The organism is Novipirellula rosea, from assembly GCF_039541335.1.
In the GTDB taxonomy this organism is placed as follows: domain Bacteria; phylum Planctomycetota; class Planctomycetia; order Pirellulales; family Pirellulaceae; genus Novipirellula; species Novipirellula rosea.
Map to the genome: position 1 here is coordinate 24952 of NZ_BAABGA010000112.1, position 13466 is coordinate 38417.

Consider the following 13466-nt stretch of genomic DNA (forward strand, 5'->3'; position numbering starts at 1 on the left):
CCGGCCGCTTCCTGCGGTCGACCCTCCCAGAGGGAGGGTGAATTCGTTTTTGCCTCCCAGCTCCCGAACTCTCTTCGCCGTTAGCGGATCAGACTCATATAGAAGCTGAAGACCTTGGTGTCGTCGGTCGGTGCCTTGTTGACGGGGTAGGCAAAGTCGAATGCCAATGGGGCGGGGCCGAGCATTGGAATCGCGACGCGAAGGCCGGCACCTGGAGCGACGCGGAACGACTCGCTGTTCAGTTCGATGTCGGACTCGACCGTTCCAAAGTCGACAAACGCGACGCCTTTAAATGCGTCGTCGGCGGTGATCGGGAACATGTATTCGACTGTGTTGAGGAACTTGAACCGTCCCCCGACTTCGACATTCCCGCTCGGACTGGTCACAACCGGGCTGGCACCGCGGAAATCAAAACCACGCATGGTGGCGTAACCACCCGCAAAAAAGTTCTCGAACAGCGGTGTGTTGTCGCCACTGAACCCAAGTTGGTTCGAGTACGACAGCGTTTGCTTGCCACTGCCGTCGGCACGCTGCGCCAACAACCAATACTTGCGGTATTCGGTTTCGATGCGAGCGTAATCAAAATCGCCAAAGGCTTCTTCGAAACTGAACTCGAAATAGTGTCCTTGGCTCGACTGAATGGGACTGTCACGTGTGTCGTGTTTTAACGACAGTGTGCCTGAATACAATTCGTTGCGTCCCACGTTCTCGTGTAGCACGGCTTCCAGCGGTGCAATGCCACGCACTCGAGGGTTCGTAATGTCGACACTCTGGCCACTGATACCAAGCGAAACCGAAAGGTCGGGCGTGATCCGGTAACCAAAACTCAATCGTCCGCCGAGTCGTTCTTCGTCCCAGTCGTTGAAACGTCGATCGACCAAGAAACCGCTCACGGACATGCTGACCGGTTTGTAGCCGAACAAGTTGGGGTCGGCAAAGTTGATCGTGTAGCGGTCGAAATCACTACCCGGAGCGGCTTCGATGCGAAACGTTTGTCCGGCACCACGAAATGCGGTTCCACTAAACAAGTCTTGAAACGAACGCGGCCATCGCATGATGTCAAAGTTACGTTCATCAACTGTGATTTGGCCGGTAACGCCGGCATCACTGTTGACGGCACCTCCCAGCATGATGCGTCCGGTTCGTGCCGGGAATCCATTGATGATCAAGTCGGCTTCGCGGACCGTGGGCATCGGGACACTTGATGGGGCGCCGCCATAGGGATCGGCTCCGTATGGCAACAGCGTGCCGCTGTCAGGATAGCCTGCGCCGGGAAACGTGTTCGAGGGAGGTGCGAAAGTCGAATCGGGATACGCGGGGGCGTTGTACTGAGACGGAGGGTACTGAGTCGGAGGCACGCTCGTCGCGGGTGCACCATAGACGCTGCCACCGCTGTAGTTTTGCGATGGACTGGACAGCGATGGTGGAGCCGAATAGCTGCTAGGAGGTTGGTAATTGTTGGGCGCCGTGTAACCACTCGAAGGCGGCGTGTACGGCGGCGTACTGGGGTATTGGCGAGCAACATAGCGATCGCTGTCCGATTGCACTCGGATCGGTTCGTTTGTTGTGGGGATTGCGGCAGGTGTCGAAACAAACTGAGTCGCCGGGTCGGATGCGTGCTCGGTCGCCGATGCATTTGCGGAGCGGTTCACCGCAGAATGGGGCGATACCGACGAAGTCGCGGACGCAGAACGCGGTGCCATGGGGTTGGCGGCCCACGGTGCTTGCGTCGCGAGTTGGTTACAACCGGTGAACGACGTCGCCAGCGCGACGACACCGATCGAGCACGCAATGTTTCGTGCGGTTATTTCAATCGTGTGCATCATGCGGACGGCTTCATCGGAAGAGTGCTGTACAAACTTAGTAGACATCGTCGACCTCACGATCGGTCGGAACGACCTTGATGTCGGGGGCGTCGGCGATCTGTGGATTGGTTTCTAGCAATTGACTGCGTTCAATGCGACGGCGATTTAGTTCCAGCGAGCGGCGGTCAATGATGTCTCCTTCGCGGAGATCGACCATATTGAGCATCGTGGATTCACGCATCAGGTGCGGTTCGCCTTCGATGTTGACCAAGATGCGACCGACTTTCCAAATGTCACCTTCAGTGACGTCGTAGACTAGGTCGACCGTGTTTGCTTCGTCTCGCATTACGGTTTTCGGTTCGACTTCGGCATAGATGAACCCGAGTTCGCCATAGCCGTAGGTGATCTCGCCGATATCGCGACGCATCAAGGTGCCGTCGAACATGTCACCCGCTTTTAGTTCCAATCGTTTACGAAGTGATTCTTCGGTAATAAATTGGTTGCCTACAATTTTGACGTCGTTGACTTTGAACCGAGGTCCTTCGTTCACGACAAAGGTGACGTACAACCATTTGCCGGATTCGTCATAGTGCAGTCGTCGACCGACGGTGGCGGTCAAGAAACCGAGATTGTGATAGTACGTGGCGAGCACGTTGACGTCGTTGTCGATGGTGGCGAGATTGGCGGTGTTGCCGATGTAGGACAATACGCCCGCAGTAGGCCCACGGCTGGTGATGATCTTTTTCAGTCGTGCTTCGTTGACGATCGTGTTGCCTTTGATCGTGATGTCGGCAATCCGTTCTTTGGGGCCTTCGTTGATGCGGAAGATCACCACGCCTGGGTCGGTCTCGAAGCCGATTTGTGCATCGACGGCGACTTGATTGAAGCCTTCTTCGAGGTAGTAGTCGATGATGCGGCGGCGAGCGGATTCGACCGAAAATTCGCTCAAGGGATCGTTGGCTTGGACCCCCGCTCGATTGCGAATCTCGCGATTGTTGAACGCGCGATGACCGTGGAAAACGACCTTGGTGATGACGGGCCGCTCGTGAACGAAATAGGTGACTGCAACGCCTTCGGGGCGTTCGTCGACATTGAAAGTGACATGATCGAACGAGCCCATGTCGTTCAGACGTCGCACGTCGCCGAGCACGGTTTCGTAATCGTAAAAGCGGTCTTTTCGGGTTTCGATCTTCTGCATGATCAAGTGCGTGCCGATCGCTTTGTTGCCACGCACGGTGACGTCTAAAACGATCGCGTCCCCTTTTTCGCGGTGGATCGCCAACCCATCACGGCTGCGAACATGGTCACGAAATTTGGGACGTGTATCGGGCCCGGGAGCACTTGGGCCGCCTTGCCCACCACCAAATCCGCCTCCGCCACCCATCTGCGCAATCGCCAACGTCGGCGAAAGAGCAAACGTGATCAGCAGGATCAGCGAAACAGAATGGGCGGCACTACAGCACAAAGCGCGTCGAGTCGTTCGAGCAGTCATTCGGTTCGTAGTCCGTCGTGTCATACAGTGAGGTATCCCGCTGGGGGAAAAACCGATTCATCCTTGAATTCGGTCGCAAATGACGCAGGTTTGCCGTCATGGATTGACGATTTGCCACCTATTTGCGGTATCAATGTTGGTAACTACCAACGCGGACGCTCTCACGACAAGGCAGATTTGGAACTAATTCGGAGTGTTTTTGCAGCGATTGCTCTCTCGTAACGATAGTCGCGAAGGCTTTCCGCAAAGCAATTTTACCTCCCTTTTGGGGAGGTCAGAGTCGGCGGTAGCCGGCTCTGGGTGGGGCTCGTTGTGTTAGAGGTGGACTGTGCACGCGAGAATTCACCACCCCTCCCCGGCCGCTTCCTGCGGTCGACCCTCCCGGAGGGAGGGTAAGTACATCTGGCTAATTGGCAGGGATAGCCTTGTTTTTGGCTATCTTGCTCAATGTCTCTATCGCCGTCTTCATGGCGAGGGGATCGATTTCGTGCACATTGATCGAGTCGCCGATCCCACGGAGCATCGTGATCGTCAATCGGCCGCCGAGATGCTGGCGGAACTCTTCGAGTCCCTGCATCAATCGGTCCACCGGTTCAAGACAGGGATGCCAAAGTTGAATGCCTAGGTCATGCAAGCATTGCACGGCCATCTCCGCATCCGGGCGAGGCAGCCCAAATTTGAGCGATGAGTACAAGCAATCGATCGCCACTCCGATCGCGACCGCTTCGCCGTGACGAATTTGATAGCGTGAGAGCGTCTCGAGTTTATGGGCCGACCAGTGACCGAAATCCAACGGGCGAGCTTCGAGCATCTCAAAAGGATCGCCTCCTTCGGTGATGTGACGCATATGCAGCACACAAGAACGGTGGATCGCGCGCCGTGATAATTCAGGATCTCGCGCGGAGATCTGCGACGCGTGTTCGGCTAACCAGTGGAATTCGTCTGCATCTTTCAGCAGCGAAACTTTCACCGCTTCGCTCAGTCCGCTACAGAATTCTCGATCGGGTAACGTTTCTAACAAGGCGGAATCGTTGACGACCGCCCAAGGCACCGCAAACGTGCCGATCCAATTCTTTTTGTCGAAATAGTTGATTGCGTTTTTGACTCCGACACCCGAATCGGCCTGCGCCAGTGTGGTGGTGGGCAGACGCACCAGCCGGATCCCGCGGTGTGCGATTGCAGCGGCGTAGCCAACTGCGTCCAACATCGCCCCGCCGCCGATGGCGATGACGTAGCTGCGGCGATCAAGATTCAGGTCATGAATCAGGCCCAATATTTCTTCGACCGCGGTTTGCGTGTTTTTGATCGGTTCGCCGCCATCCACGATGATCGTGGGGGACGTCAACTCGATCGAGGCTTCGCCGCGGAGCTGTGATTCGATCCGGGCGACACGGTCGCTCGATTCAGCCACCGATCGCTCGGCGATCATTAGCACGCGCGCACCACCGTTGTCTCCGCCGTCCAGCAAATCGACCAATACCGAGAAATCATCGCCAGCGACATCGTCCGTGACCCGCAATCGATGAACGAACGAGGCGGTGAAAGGGATGTCGGTTGTATTGGAAAGACGATTCAGCATGGATATTTTTGAAGGGTTGCTTTTGCGAATTACACGCGGCGGACATCATTCATCAGTGGCAGAACGGTCGGAACGGAGAAGAACCGAGTGTTAGCTCAATACTAGTACGTTTCCTCTTTCCAATCTCGCCATAACCAACGCAGCGAATCAGGAAAAATTGCTCCGCCATGTTTTCCATTATGCGCCTCGGTGCCAAAAACCAGTTTGTAGTCGTAATCTTTGAACGCTAACGCCTTGGCCATTTGACGATTGGCCAAGGGCCAGTTTCCGAATTGATTGTCGAGATCGTTCTCGCCATCTTGTAGGAATACACGAATCGGCTTCTTGTCCGCTTTGCGAATCATTGGCGGATAATTGTGACCGCCGCGAAGATCGACGAAGCTGCCGATGTGGCTGAGGACTTTTTGAAATTGATCGGGGCGATGCCATGCGACGCTGAAGGCACAGATGCCGCCTGAGCTGTTGCCGCAAATGGCTCGCATTTTTGGATTCTTCGAGATTCGATAGTCTTTTTCGACTTCAGGAAGAATCTCTGAGAGCAGGAATTCTGCGTAATCGCCGCTGACCGTGTCGTACTCGAAACTGCGGTTACTCGGTCGGGGGCTCCAGCCGCGTTTCTCAGCGAGTTCACCTTTATGCCCGGGATCGATCATTACGGCGATCGTGACCGGCATGTCTCCTTTGGCAATCAGGTTGTCAAACACAACCGGAACTCGGAAATCTCCCTTGGTTCCTTCGAAGGCGTGTCCGTCTTGGAAAACCATCAATGCAGCGGGTGTTTTGCCATCGTACTGTGCTGGGACGTACACGCTGTAGCGTCGCCGCGTGCCCTCGAACACCTTGCTTGATTCCCAAGCGTGCTGCGTGACTTTGCCATGCGGGACCGCGTCGTTGGGTTGCGAGTCGGGACCATGTTGGTAGTCCTCGGCAGTCACAGGCTGTGCACCGAGAACCATTGCCAAGGCAACGGGGGTGGCCAAGTAGGCCGCAAAAGCGGCGACAGCCGACAACGAACGAAACGCACGCATAAGACAGACTCGATTGGCAAAGGAGGGAATGTTGGGGGGAGGGACGCCGAGACGTCAGTTGTTATTTTAGCAGCTTAGAGCCGTTTTTTCGCGTGGGCATGACATGAAAAGGACTTTCCCTTCTGCTTAGCCCGCCTGAAGGAGGACGCGGTAAAGCTTTCTGGTAGCGGAACTCGTCACGAGTTTCGGGCATGCTGGACAGTCAACGAAAGTCTTGACGACTTCCACTACGTTGAATCGCCGCAATTCACGGAAGAAAAATGCTTCACAGCGTTGCCGCTAAGGGCGTACTTTGGCTGCCCGAGGGCGTGCTCTCGCGAACATCAACATTCACCCTCTCTCTCTCCCTTCATCTTTGAACCGATCGTGATGCAAAAAAAACGTTTAGGAAGTAGCGGTGTCGTCGTTAGCGATATTTGTATGGGAACGATGACCTTTGGTAGCCAATGTGACGAAAAATCCAGTCATGCGATCTGTGACTTGGCCTTTGAATCCGGAATCGACTTTTTCGATGCGGCCGAGATTTATCCGGTGCCCCCCAATAAAGACACCGTGGGTGTGACCGAAGAAATTTTCGGACGCTGGTTGAAAACCAAGCCGCGTGAGTCGGTTGTGGTGGCCACCAAGATCACTGGGCCAGCACATGGATGGTTTTGCCCCCCCGTCCGCCATGGCAAAACGTCGATCGATCGGCACCAAATTTTGCGAGCTTGTGATGCTTCGCTTCGCCGCTTGGGCACCGATTACATCGATCTGTATCAAATCCATTGGCCGGATCACGGGATGCCCTACGAAGAGGTCTTGGGAGCGCTGACTGAACTACGAGATGCGGGCAAGGTTCGTGTGATCGGTTGTAGCAACGAGACGAGTTGGGGGGTGATGAAAAGCTTGTGGACCGCCGACGTCCAGGGGCTCGATCGCTATGAAACGGTGCAAAACAACTTCAGTTTGATCAATCGCCGCTGCGAAAGTGAACTGGCTCAGGTGTTGCGAAAAGAGAAAATGAGCCTGCTGCCCTACTCGCCGCTTGGTGGCGGGGTTTTGACGGGCAAATACAACGTCTCGCCTCCACCGGGCGCCCGCTTTACCGACTATTTGCTCAACGGCGAAGAGCGGCAACGCAAAATGGCGGAGCGTTTTGTCAACGATCGTACGATCGAAACCACACGGCGAATGGAAGAGATCGCCAAGTCGATTGGCACCACCGTCACGGCACTGGCTGTCGCGTGGAGCCGCCAGCACGACTTCGTCGCTTCGACGATCATCGGAGCGACCAACACCGAACAGTTGCTTGAATCGCTGGCGGCTCGTGATTTGGTGTTAGGCAGTGAAACATTGGCTCGTATCGATCAAGTCGACGTCGAGATTCCGACGCCGATGACCGAAGACGGATTGCGACGGTTGTAGCGATCCGGAGGGTGAGGAGCTTTGTGAGACGTAACATTTGCAGAAATTCCTTGCTGAAGATCGCTTTTTTATCTCGCATCGCAAAAACGTGAACTATTTTGGCGTTCATGAAGAACGTCGTCATGGTCCTAATGAATCTCGTGATTGCGAGCCAATGTGGTGCAGCCGATTGGTTGACGCTGCCGGGCAAATTCTCGCACGATCCGGTTACGGCACAGCGGGTGGATCAATTCCAGCCCACTGCGGCGCCGACGGTTCCAGAGGTCGCGAATTTTAAGACCAGCGGTTACACGCACGTTCGCAGCCGTTTGAATTACGGCCAATCCTCGGACAACTATCACCGCGTCGAGACTTGGGGTGATGTCGTTCGCCCCTACGGTGAATGGCAATTGCCGTATCGGCCGTATAGTGTCCCCTATGCAGCTTGGGGAGCCCCGTTCGCTGGGCTGAACATCACACCCTTTGGCTACGGTGCTGGCGGAGCTTATGGTGCTGGTGGTAATGAATTTGGTGGCAACGGATTCGGTCCCCGAGGAAACGGGCAATTCGGACGTGGCCATTATGACAACGGGCAAGATGACAACGGGCAAGATGACAACGGGCAAGATGAAAACGCTCGCGCTGGAAATGGTTACGATGGGCATGCTCCCCACGACCCCAACCGCCACCGTTCCGGCTATCCGCCCCAGACCGACTGGCCACGCAGGTAGGTTTGTTTGACCCAGCGGTCATCCCACGCAAACATCAGTTGCGACAAGGGATCGATGATCGAATCATGTCCTTGCATTTGAGTGGTAAAGTCGGGCTGGATCACCACGACGTCGGCGCGGTATCCCTGGCGAAGTTGACCGACATCGTCCCATCCCAACGCGTCCGCGGTTCCGGCGGTGATGTCGTACCAAGCGGATGCGGCGGTGGGAGGCGTGTTGCCAAGCGATGCCGCCGTTCCGATCGCCGCGCGTGCCACGCTCACCATACTGCGCTCGTAACCCGCGCCGATATCGCTGCCCAGCACCACGTTGACCTGTGCTTGATCGAGGGCTTGTCGGTTCATTTGTCCCGAACCAAGGAACCGGTTGGCTGTGGGGCAATGAGCAATGACCGCACCCTGTGTCGCGAGGGTTTGTCGATCAAGTGCATCCAGGTGTATTCCGTGTCCCAAGATCGTCCGTGGTGTCAATAGTTTGGCATCTTGATAAACGTTGACGTAGCGAGCGGAATCAAAGAGTTCGGCAACGCGAGCACATTCTTGTTTGGTTTCGGCCAAATGAGTTTGGATCGCAGCGTTATGTTCGGCGGCCAGAGCACCGGCTGATTCCAGCAGTTGTGGCGAACACGTGATCGCAAATCGCGGTGTCACGGCGGCGGCCATTTCGGACGTGGGCGGGAAACGCTTGAGCGTCTCGGCGGCCTCGTCAATCAATCGATTGGTTTCGCGGCAGAGATCCGTCGGAGCGTTGCGGTCCATCAACACTTGTCCGATCATCCCGCGGAATCCCATTTGGGATGCTACCTCCAACGCCGCTATCGCCGAATCGTGATGGACCGTCGTGTAACCGCAGAAGCTGGTGGTTCCGAATGACAACAATTGAGTGAGTACCGATCGAGTCATCTCACGGGCAAAATTTTCGTCCTGCCAACTTCGCTCGGCTGGAAACGTGACTTGATCGAGCCATTTCAGCAGCGGCAAACCATGGGCACCAATGATGCCAAATTGGGACAGGTGCAGATGGGCGTCGATGAAACCGGGACAGACGATCAGCTCGCCTGGGGTGAGGGGACGGAAACCATCCGTCGTCGTGATCGCATCATCATTGAGAGTGACGTCCGCGATTCGCCCGTCATTGATTCGAATGGATCCCGATCGCAGCGTCATTTGTCGCGTGCTGGAATCGGCAACCAGTAGTCTTCCGGCGAGTGTGGTCATGATGTTTGCCAAGGAGGTGTTTGATCGTCGTGCAATTTGGCCGACCGCCCGTCGGAATCATCGCGTTTTGGGAAGGGGATGTCGACTTTTGTCGACGGTTTTTCAAGTGTCTGATTCTCAATTTCAACCCGACGCAAGCGATTGGATGAGCCGTGATGTGGTGTCTCGTTTGGCTGCGCGAGACCGCCAAAATGCCGCGATTGGAACGAGATATGCTCTTTCTAGTGAGGCGGCACGGAAGGCTGGGGATGTGGGGGCCAGGTTTTTGGTTTTGGTCTCGACACAATGTAGCTGGCATGGGGCTCGTGCTGTGCCGCTACGAAAAAAAGGCATGGGACGAAGCCGCCGGTCGAGTGAATTTGATAGGGAAACTTTCGTGAAAGTTCGATCCAATATGGTTCAAAAGCATACATCCGCAGCCGATCGTCGCAGCCAAGTTCCTGCGCAGCTGAATCCATGCAAAGCATCCGTGTTTGCCGAGGCGCTCGGGCGGCTTGGTGGGGATGAAGAATTATTGCGCGAGCTCGCTGCCATCTTGGTGGATGACGTTCCGCCGTTGGTCCAAGGGGTTCAAAGTGCGATCCAGGCCGGTGACTTCGGCGAGGCTCATCGTGATGCGCACGCTCTAAAAGGGTTGGTGGTCACGTTTGACGAACGCGGATGCGGGTTGATGATCAGCGAATTGATGACGGCGCTAAAGGAAAATAATTCACAAGAAATTCATCGTCTCTCTCACAGCTGTATCGAAGCGGTCGAGAATTTGAGGTTGAACTGCAAGCGGCTGCTCGACTGACCCGGCGTCATGCCCGATTGATCGGGTGTCTGCGTAAATGACCCGGTGTCTTCTTAAATGACGCGGCCTTTAAATGACGCGGCCTTTAAATGACACGGTCTAGCCGCTTGCGAACCACTCGAGGACCTCACGCGTATCCCAGCGGTGCGTTGGTTCGGTTCCCCATTGCGGTTCAATTGGTTTTATGGACGATCTTTTTCAGGCGATTCTGGTGATGATGAGCCTGTCGTTAGCGGTCGGCATTCTATCAGCTGTCTTGGTGGGCCCGAGCAAAGTGGGCCCCGGCGACTTGGGCCCCGGCGACTTGGACCCGGGCAAGAAAATGGCATCGACTCGCCAGGGGCAAGGCGTCGTGTTGATGTTGACGATCGTCGTCACCTGCATGTTTGCGTTTCTGTTCTATTCGGCAGGGCGACTTTATTGGGCCAAGTGGATCGATGATTCTGCAGTGATTGTTTGGTCCAATTTTACGCCGCTGCTTGCCGCGATCGCGGCGGGGATTGTGTATCGCTTGCCCAATACGCCTCATTGGCGTCAATCTCTGCTAGCCATGTCGCTTGGTTTTGCGTCATTGGCGACGGTGTTGTGGCCGTTTGTGGGCGTTTGGTTGCGTCCGCCTCCTGAAGGGGGCGATGAGGTGTTTCGCGGGATCACGCTGCAGACATCGTGGGCGACCTGCAGCCCCTGTGCGGCCGCCACGTTCCTACGAGCGGGCGGTATCGAGGCGAGCGAAAAGGAACTGATTCCTTTGTGTTTGACCGACGAAAGTGGCACACCCACGCTCGGTCTGTTTCGTGGAGTGAAATGGATGGCCAACCGCCATCACCGCGATGTTCAAGCACTGACGCTTAGCTTGGATCAACTCGAGTCCGAGAATATTTGGCCTGTGTTGATTATGGTCGAGTTGCCGATTTCCGGAGTGGACGATCCACGCTATGCCGACCAATGGGGCTGGGTCCCAGGGCTCGGGCACAGCGTGGTGCTGTTAGGAAAAAACTCGCGAGGTGGGTTTGTGGTCGCGGATCCCGCGGTCGGTGCCGAGATTTGGACCCGCGCCGACTTAGAAGTGCTGTGGCACGGCAACGCGATTAGGTTCAGCGAGTGAGGTGTGAGGAGAATTTTTGCTGGAACGATCCAGTTCTAACACAACGAACCCCACCCAGAGCCGGCTACCTCCGACTCTGAACTCCCCAAAGGGGAGGTGAAATCAGTTTGCCCTCGCCCTGGGAGCGTCGGCCGCGGGAAGCGGCCGGGGAGGGCTGGTTGCACTGAACTTGCACTGTCCATTTCTAACAACTCCGAGGCCCCACCCAGAGCCGGCTCCGTTCGCTCTGACCTCCCCAAAACAATTTTCGGGGAGGTGAAGGAAATGGGGGAATTGGCCGATGACAGGCTGGAAGCCTATCCCACATTTGCTTAGCCGAGTAGCTCGGATGCGACCGAATCGGCAAACAGAATTCCTTGTTCGCTCAAGCGGATGTGATTGCCCTGTCGCTCTAGCAGGCCTTGTGTAATCGACTTTTCAATCGCATCACCACATTCCCTTTGAAGGTCGATCTTGGTTTCGTGGGCAAGGGCTTCGATGTCGATACCGTCGATCATGCGGATGCCAAACGCGGCACGCTCCCGTGCGTATTGCAGTGGTGTGATGGCGTCGGATTCGGCGACGGGCGATTCGTTTCGCTCCATTCGCTTCAGATACGTGGTGGTGCTGCGATGATTGACTTCTCGATGTCCGCCAACAAAGCGGGCCGCACCTGGGCCGGCGGCGAACCAGCCGCGGCCTTGCCAGTAGGTGAGGTTGTGACGACAACGAAATCCTTCACGAGCAAAGTTGGAAATCTCGTAGTGACTCAGTCCTCGCGCGGCCGACTGTTCACGCGTCATCATGTACATCGCGACTTCGCTCGCCTCGTCCACTCCATCCAACCGCCCGGCACGTTTTGCCGTCCAAAACGCCGTCCCTTTTTCGAACGTTAACGCGTAAGTCGACAGATGGTTGATCGGCAAATCGAGTGCGGTTTGTAAATCCGCCTGCCAATCGGCAACGGTTTCCTGCGGCGCGGCGAAAATCAAATCAATCGAAACGTTGCCAATCCACTTTGCTGCCAATTCGATCGCCGCAGCGGCTTGAGCAGCGGTATGGCTGCGCTCGAGTAATTTTAATTTCGTTGGCGTAAAAGACTGCACCCCAAGGCTGATGCGGTTGATCCCGTGATCGGCCAGTATGCGTAGTTTTTCTTCGTCGATGTCTTCGGGATTGGCTTCGACACTGCGTTCGGCTTGGTCGGTCAGACAAAATCGCAGCTCGATCTGTTTCAGTAGCCACTCGAGCTGGGTGACGTTTAGATGCGTCGGAGTTCCGCCGCCTAGAAACAGCGTGTCGATTTGGGGGCGATCAAGTTGCTCAAGTTCTTGGTCGATAGCGGCCAGAAAGGGCTGGACCAAGTCATCGCGGTCGGCGATCACAGAAAAGTTGCAATAGCCACAGCGATGTCGACAAAACGGAACGTGAACGTAGGCCGAGCGAGGTGTCGGCCAAGTCCAGTCGAGAGAGGCATGCGAAACAGATTGCATGTTTACAGCCACAGTTTCATGCGGCCACCGAGGGCATCGGGAAGCGCCTTTTGAGCCAGTCGCTTCACTTGCGCATCGTTGTAACGCGTGCTGAGGTGGGATGCGATGATCAATTCGTTCTGGAAACGGTCAGCACGTTGCCGGTAATCGTCAATGTGCATATGGCCATGCTTGTGGATTTTCTCTTTGCGATGCTCGGGCGCGACGAAAGTGAGTTCGCTGACCAACGCTTTGGCTTCGTAAAAGACAGGATTGTTGTCCAGTCCCGGCGGCGAGGTGTCACCGGTATAGGCGAACACGGGCACGCGTGTCTCTTCGGTGATCTCGGTTCCCGCCAGTTTTAGATCGCGGATCTTATCGCCTTCGAGTCCTTGGAATTCGGGCTTCAATTTGTGACGCCGTTGATGGATGACAAATCCGAGTGAATCGATTGTGTGACGCGTCGGCAGTGATGTGACGATGTACTCGCGGCTGATGGATGTTTCATCGCCAGGCAGCAGTCCGATCAATTCGCAAGGCATCGCGCCGCGATCGAGTCGGCGGAATAATTGCAGCATGTCCCAAGTCGCGTCGACCGCGGAATCGGGAAGGTAGATCACCGGCGGATCCATTTTCATCATCCGCCGCCGCGAAACGTAGGCGGGTAAGGCGGCGATGTGGTCGAGATGCGTGTGCGAGATAAACATGGTGGGAGTGCCCATGAAATCCCATGGTTGTCCACCGCAATCAAACAGCACTTTCAGCTCATTGACGCGCCAATACGTTTGCACGGCCGCACGCGAGTAGCCTTCGATGGTCAGACCATTGTGGACGTGAGAAAGAACAGGAAGGTTTTCAACCATCGGGCCGTAGCATTGA

At 55.8% G+C, this 13466-nt stretch carries 11 protein-coding genes; 4 read left to right on the plus strand and 7 right to left on the minus strand.

The annotated features are described in order from the left end of the window. Positions 1–80: 80 nt before the first annotated feature. The 4 genes from ABD971_RS31790 to ABD971_RS31805 form a co-directional block, all read right to left on the minus strand. The gene (locus tag ABD971_RS31790; RefSeq protein WP_345327752.1) at positions 81–1871 is read right to left on the minus strand and encodes a BamA/OMP85 family outer membrane protein; all 1791 of its coding nucleotides are present in this window, start codon (positions 1869–1871) and stop codon (positions 81–83) included. Further along, the gene (locus tag ABD971_RS31795; RefSeq protein WP_339946596.1) at positions 1861–3297 is read right to left on the minus strand and encodes a BamA/OMP85 family outer membrane protein; all 1437 of its coding nucleotides are present in this window, start codon (positions 3295–3297) and stop codon (positions 1861–1863) included. Before ABD971_RS31795 ends, ABD971_RS31790 begins: the two co-directional genes overlap by 11 nt. A gap of 406 nt (positions 3298–3703) precedes the next feature. Next, the gene (locus ABD971_RS31800) at positions 3704–4876 is read right to left on the minus strand and encodes a 3-dehydroquinate synthase (protein ID WP_345327753.1); all 1173 of its coding nucleotides are present in this window, start codon (positions 4874–4876) and stop codon (positions 3704–3706) included. Positions 4877–4977: 101 nt separating this feature from the next. Beyond that, positions 4978–5832: an alpha/beta hydrolase gene (locus tag ABD971_RS31805; protein ID WP_339946611.1), complete on the minus strand. Its 855-nt coding sequence runs from the start codon at positions 5830–5832 to the stop codon at positions 4978–4980. 441 nt (positions 5833–6273) lie between these two features. Between ABD971_RS31805 and ABD971_RS31810 the strand changes: the two genes are divergently transcribed. Both ABD971_RS31810 and ABD971_RS31815 read left to right on the plus strand, forming a co-directional pair. Beyond that, complete coding sequence (locus tag ABD971_RS31810; protein WP_345327754.1) at positions 6274–7311, plus strand: aldo/keto reductase; 1038 nt, start codon at positions 6274–6276, stop codon at positions 7309–7311. A gap of 107 nt (positions 7312–7418) precedes the next feature. Beyond that, the gene (locus tag ABD971_RS31815; protein WP_345327755.1) at positions 7419–8021 is read left to right on the plus strand and encodes a hypothetical protein; all 603 of its coding nucleotides are present in this window, start codon (positions 7419–7421) and stop codon (positions 8019–8021) included. Here ABD971_RS31815 and ABD971_RS31820 read toward each other — a convergent pair. Continuing rightward, complete coding sequence (locus ABD971_RS31820; RefSeq protein ID WP_345327756.1) at positions 7988–9238, minus strand: amidohydrolase family protein; 1251 nt, start codon at positions 9236–9238, stop codon at positions 7988–7990. The genes ABD971_RS31815 and ABD971_RS31820 overlap by 34 nt on opposite strands. 376 nt (positions 9239–9614) lie before the next feature. Here ABD971_RS31820 and ABD971_RS31825 point away from each other — a divergent pair, with 376 nt between their 5' ends. Together ABD971_RS31825 and ABD971_RS31830 are read left to right on the plus strand one after the other, a co-directional pair. After that, positions 9615–10031, plus strand: coding sequence for a hypothetical protein (locus ABD971_RS31825; RefSeq protein ID WP_339946602.1), 417 nt, complete (start codon positions 9615–9617; stop codon positions 10029–10031). A 184-nt stretch (positions 10032–10215) separates the two neighbouring features. Further along, a complete protein-coding gene (locus ABD971_RS31830) occupies positions 10216–11136 on the plus strand; it encodes a cysteine peptidase family C39 domain-containing protein (protein WP_345327757.1) in 921 nt (306 codons plus the stop codon). Between the two features lie 311 nt (positions 11137–11447). Here ABD971_RS31830 and hemW read toward each other — a convergent pair whose 3' ends face one another. Continuing rightward, a complete protein-coding gene (hemW, locus tag ABD971_RS31835) occupies positions 11448–12608 on the minus strand; it encodes a radical SAM family heme chaperone HemW (protein ID WP_345327758.1) in 1161 nt (386 codons plus the stop codon). 2 nt (positions 12609–12610) lie between these two features. Further along, positions 12611–13450, minus strand: coding sequence for an MBL fold metallo-hydrolase (locus ABD971_RS31840; RefSeq protein ID WP_339946605.1), 840 nt, complete (start codon positions 13448–13450; stop codon positions 12611–12613). Positions 13451–13466 lie beyond the last annotated feature (16 nt).

Bases quoted from the DNA above. Each gene is read 5' to 3' on its own strand.
- ABD971_RS31790 (WP_345327752.1), bottom strand. From the start codon at position 1,871: ATGTCTACTAAGTTTGTACAGCACTCTTCCGATGAAGCCGTCCGCATG.
- ABD971_RS31795 (WP_339946596.1), bottom strand. From the start codon at position 3,297: ATGACTGCTCGAACGACTCGACGCGCTTTGTGCTGTAGTGCCGCCCAT.
- ABD971_RS31800 (WP_345327753.1), bottom strand. From the start codon at position 4,876: ATGCTGAATCGTCTTTCCAATACAACCGACATCCCTTTCACCGCCTCG.
- ABD971_RS31805 (WP_339946611.1), bottom strand. From the start codon at position 5,832: ATGGTTCTCGGTGCACAGCCTGTGACTGCCGAGGACTACCAACATGGT.
- ABD971_RS31810 (WP_345327754.1), top strand. From the start codon at position 6,274: ATGCAAAAAAAACGTTTAGGAAGTAGCGGTGTCGTCGTTAGCGATATT.
- ABD971_RS31815 (WP_345327755.1), top strand. From the start codon at position 7,419: ATGAAGAACGTCGTCATGGTCCTAATGAATCTCGTGATTGCGAGCCAA.
- ABD971_RS31820 (WP_345327756.1), bottom strand. From the start codon at position 9,238: ATGACCACACTCGCCGGAAGACTACTGGTTGCCGATTCCAGCACGCGA.
- ABD971_RS31830 (WP_345327757.1), top strand. From the start codon at position 10,216: ATGGACGATCTTTTTCAGGCGATTCTGGTGATGATGAGCCTGTCGTTA.
- hemW (WP_345327758.1), bottom strand. From the start codon at position 12,608: ATGCAATCTGTTTCGCATGCCTCTCTCGACTGGACTTGGCCGACACCT.
- ABD971_RS31840 (WP_339946605.1), bottom strand. From the start codon at position 13,450: ATGGTTGAAAACCTTCCTGTTCTTTCTCACGTCCACAATGGTCTGACC.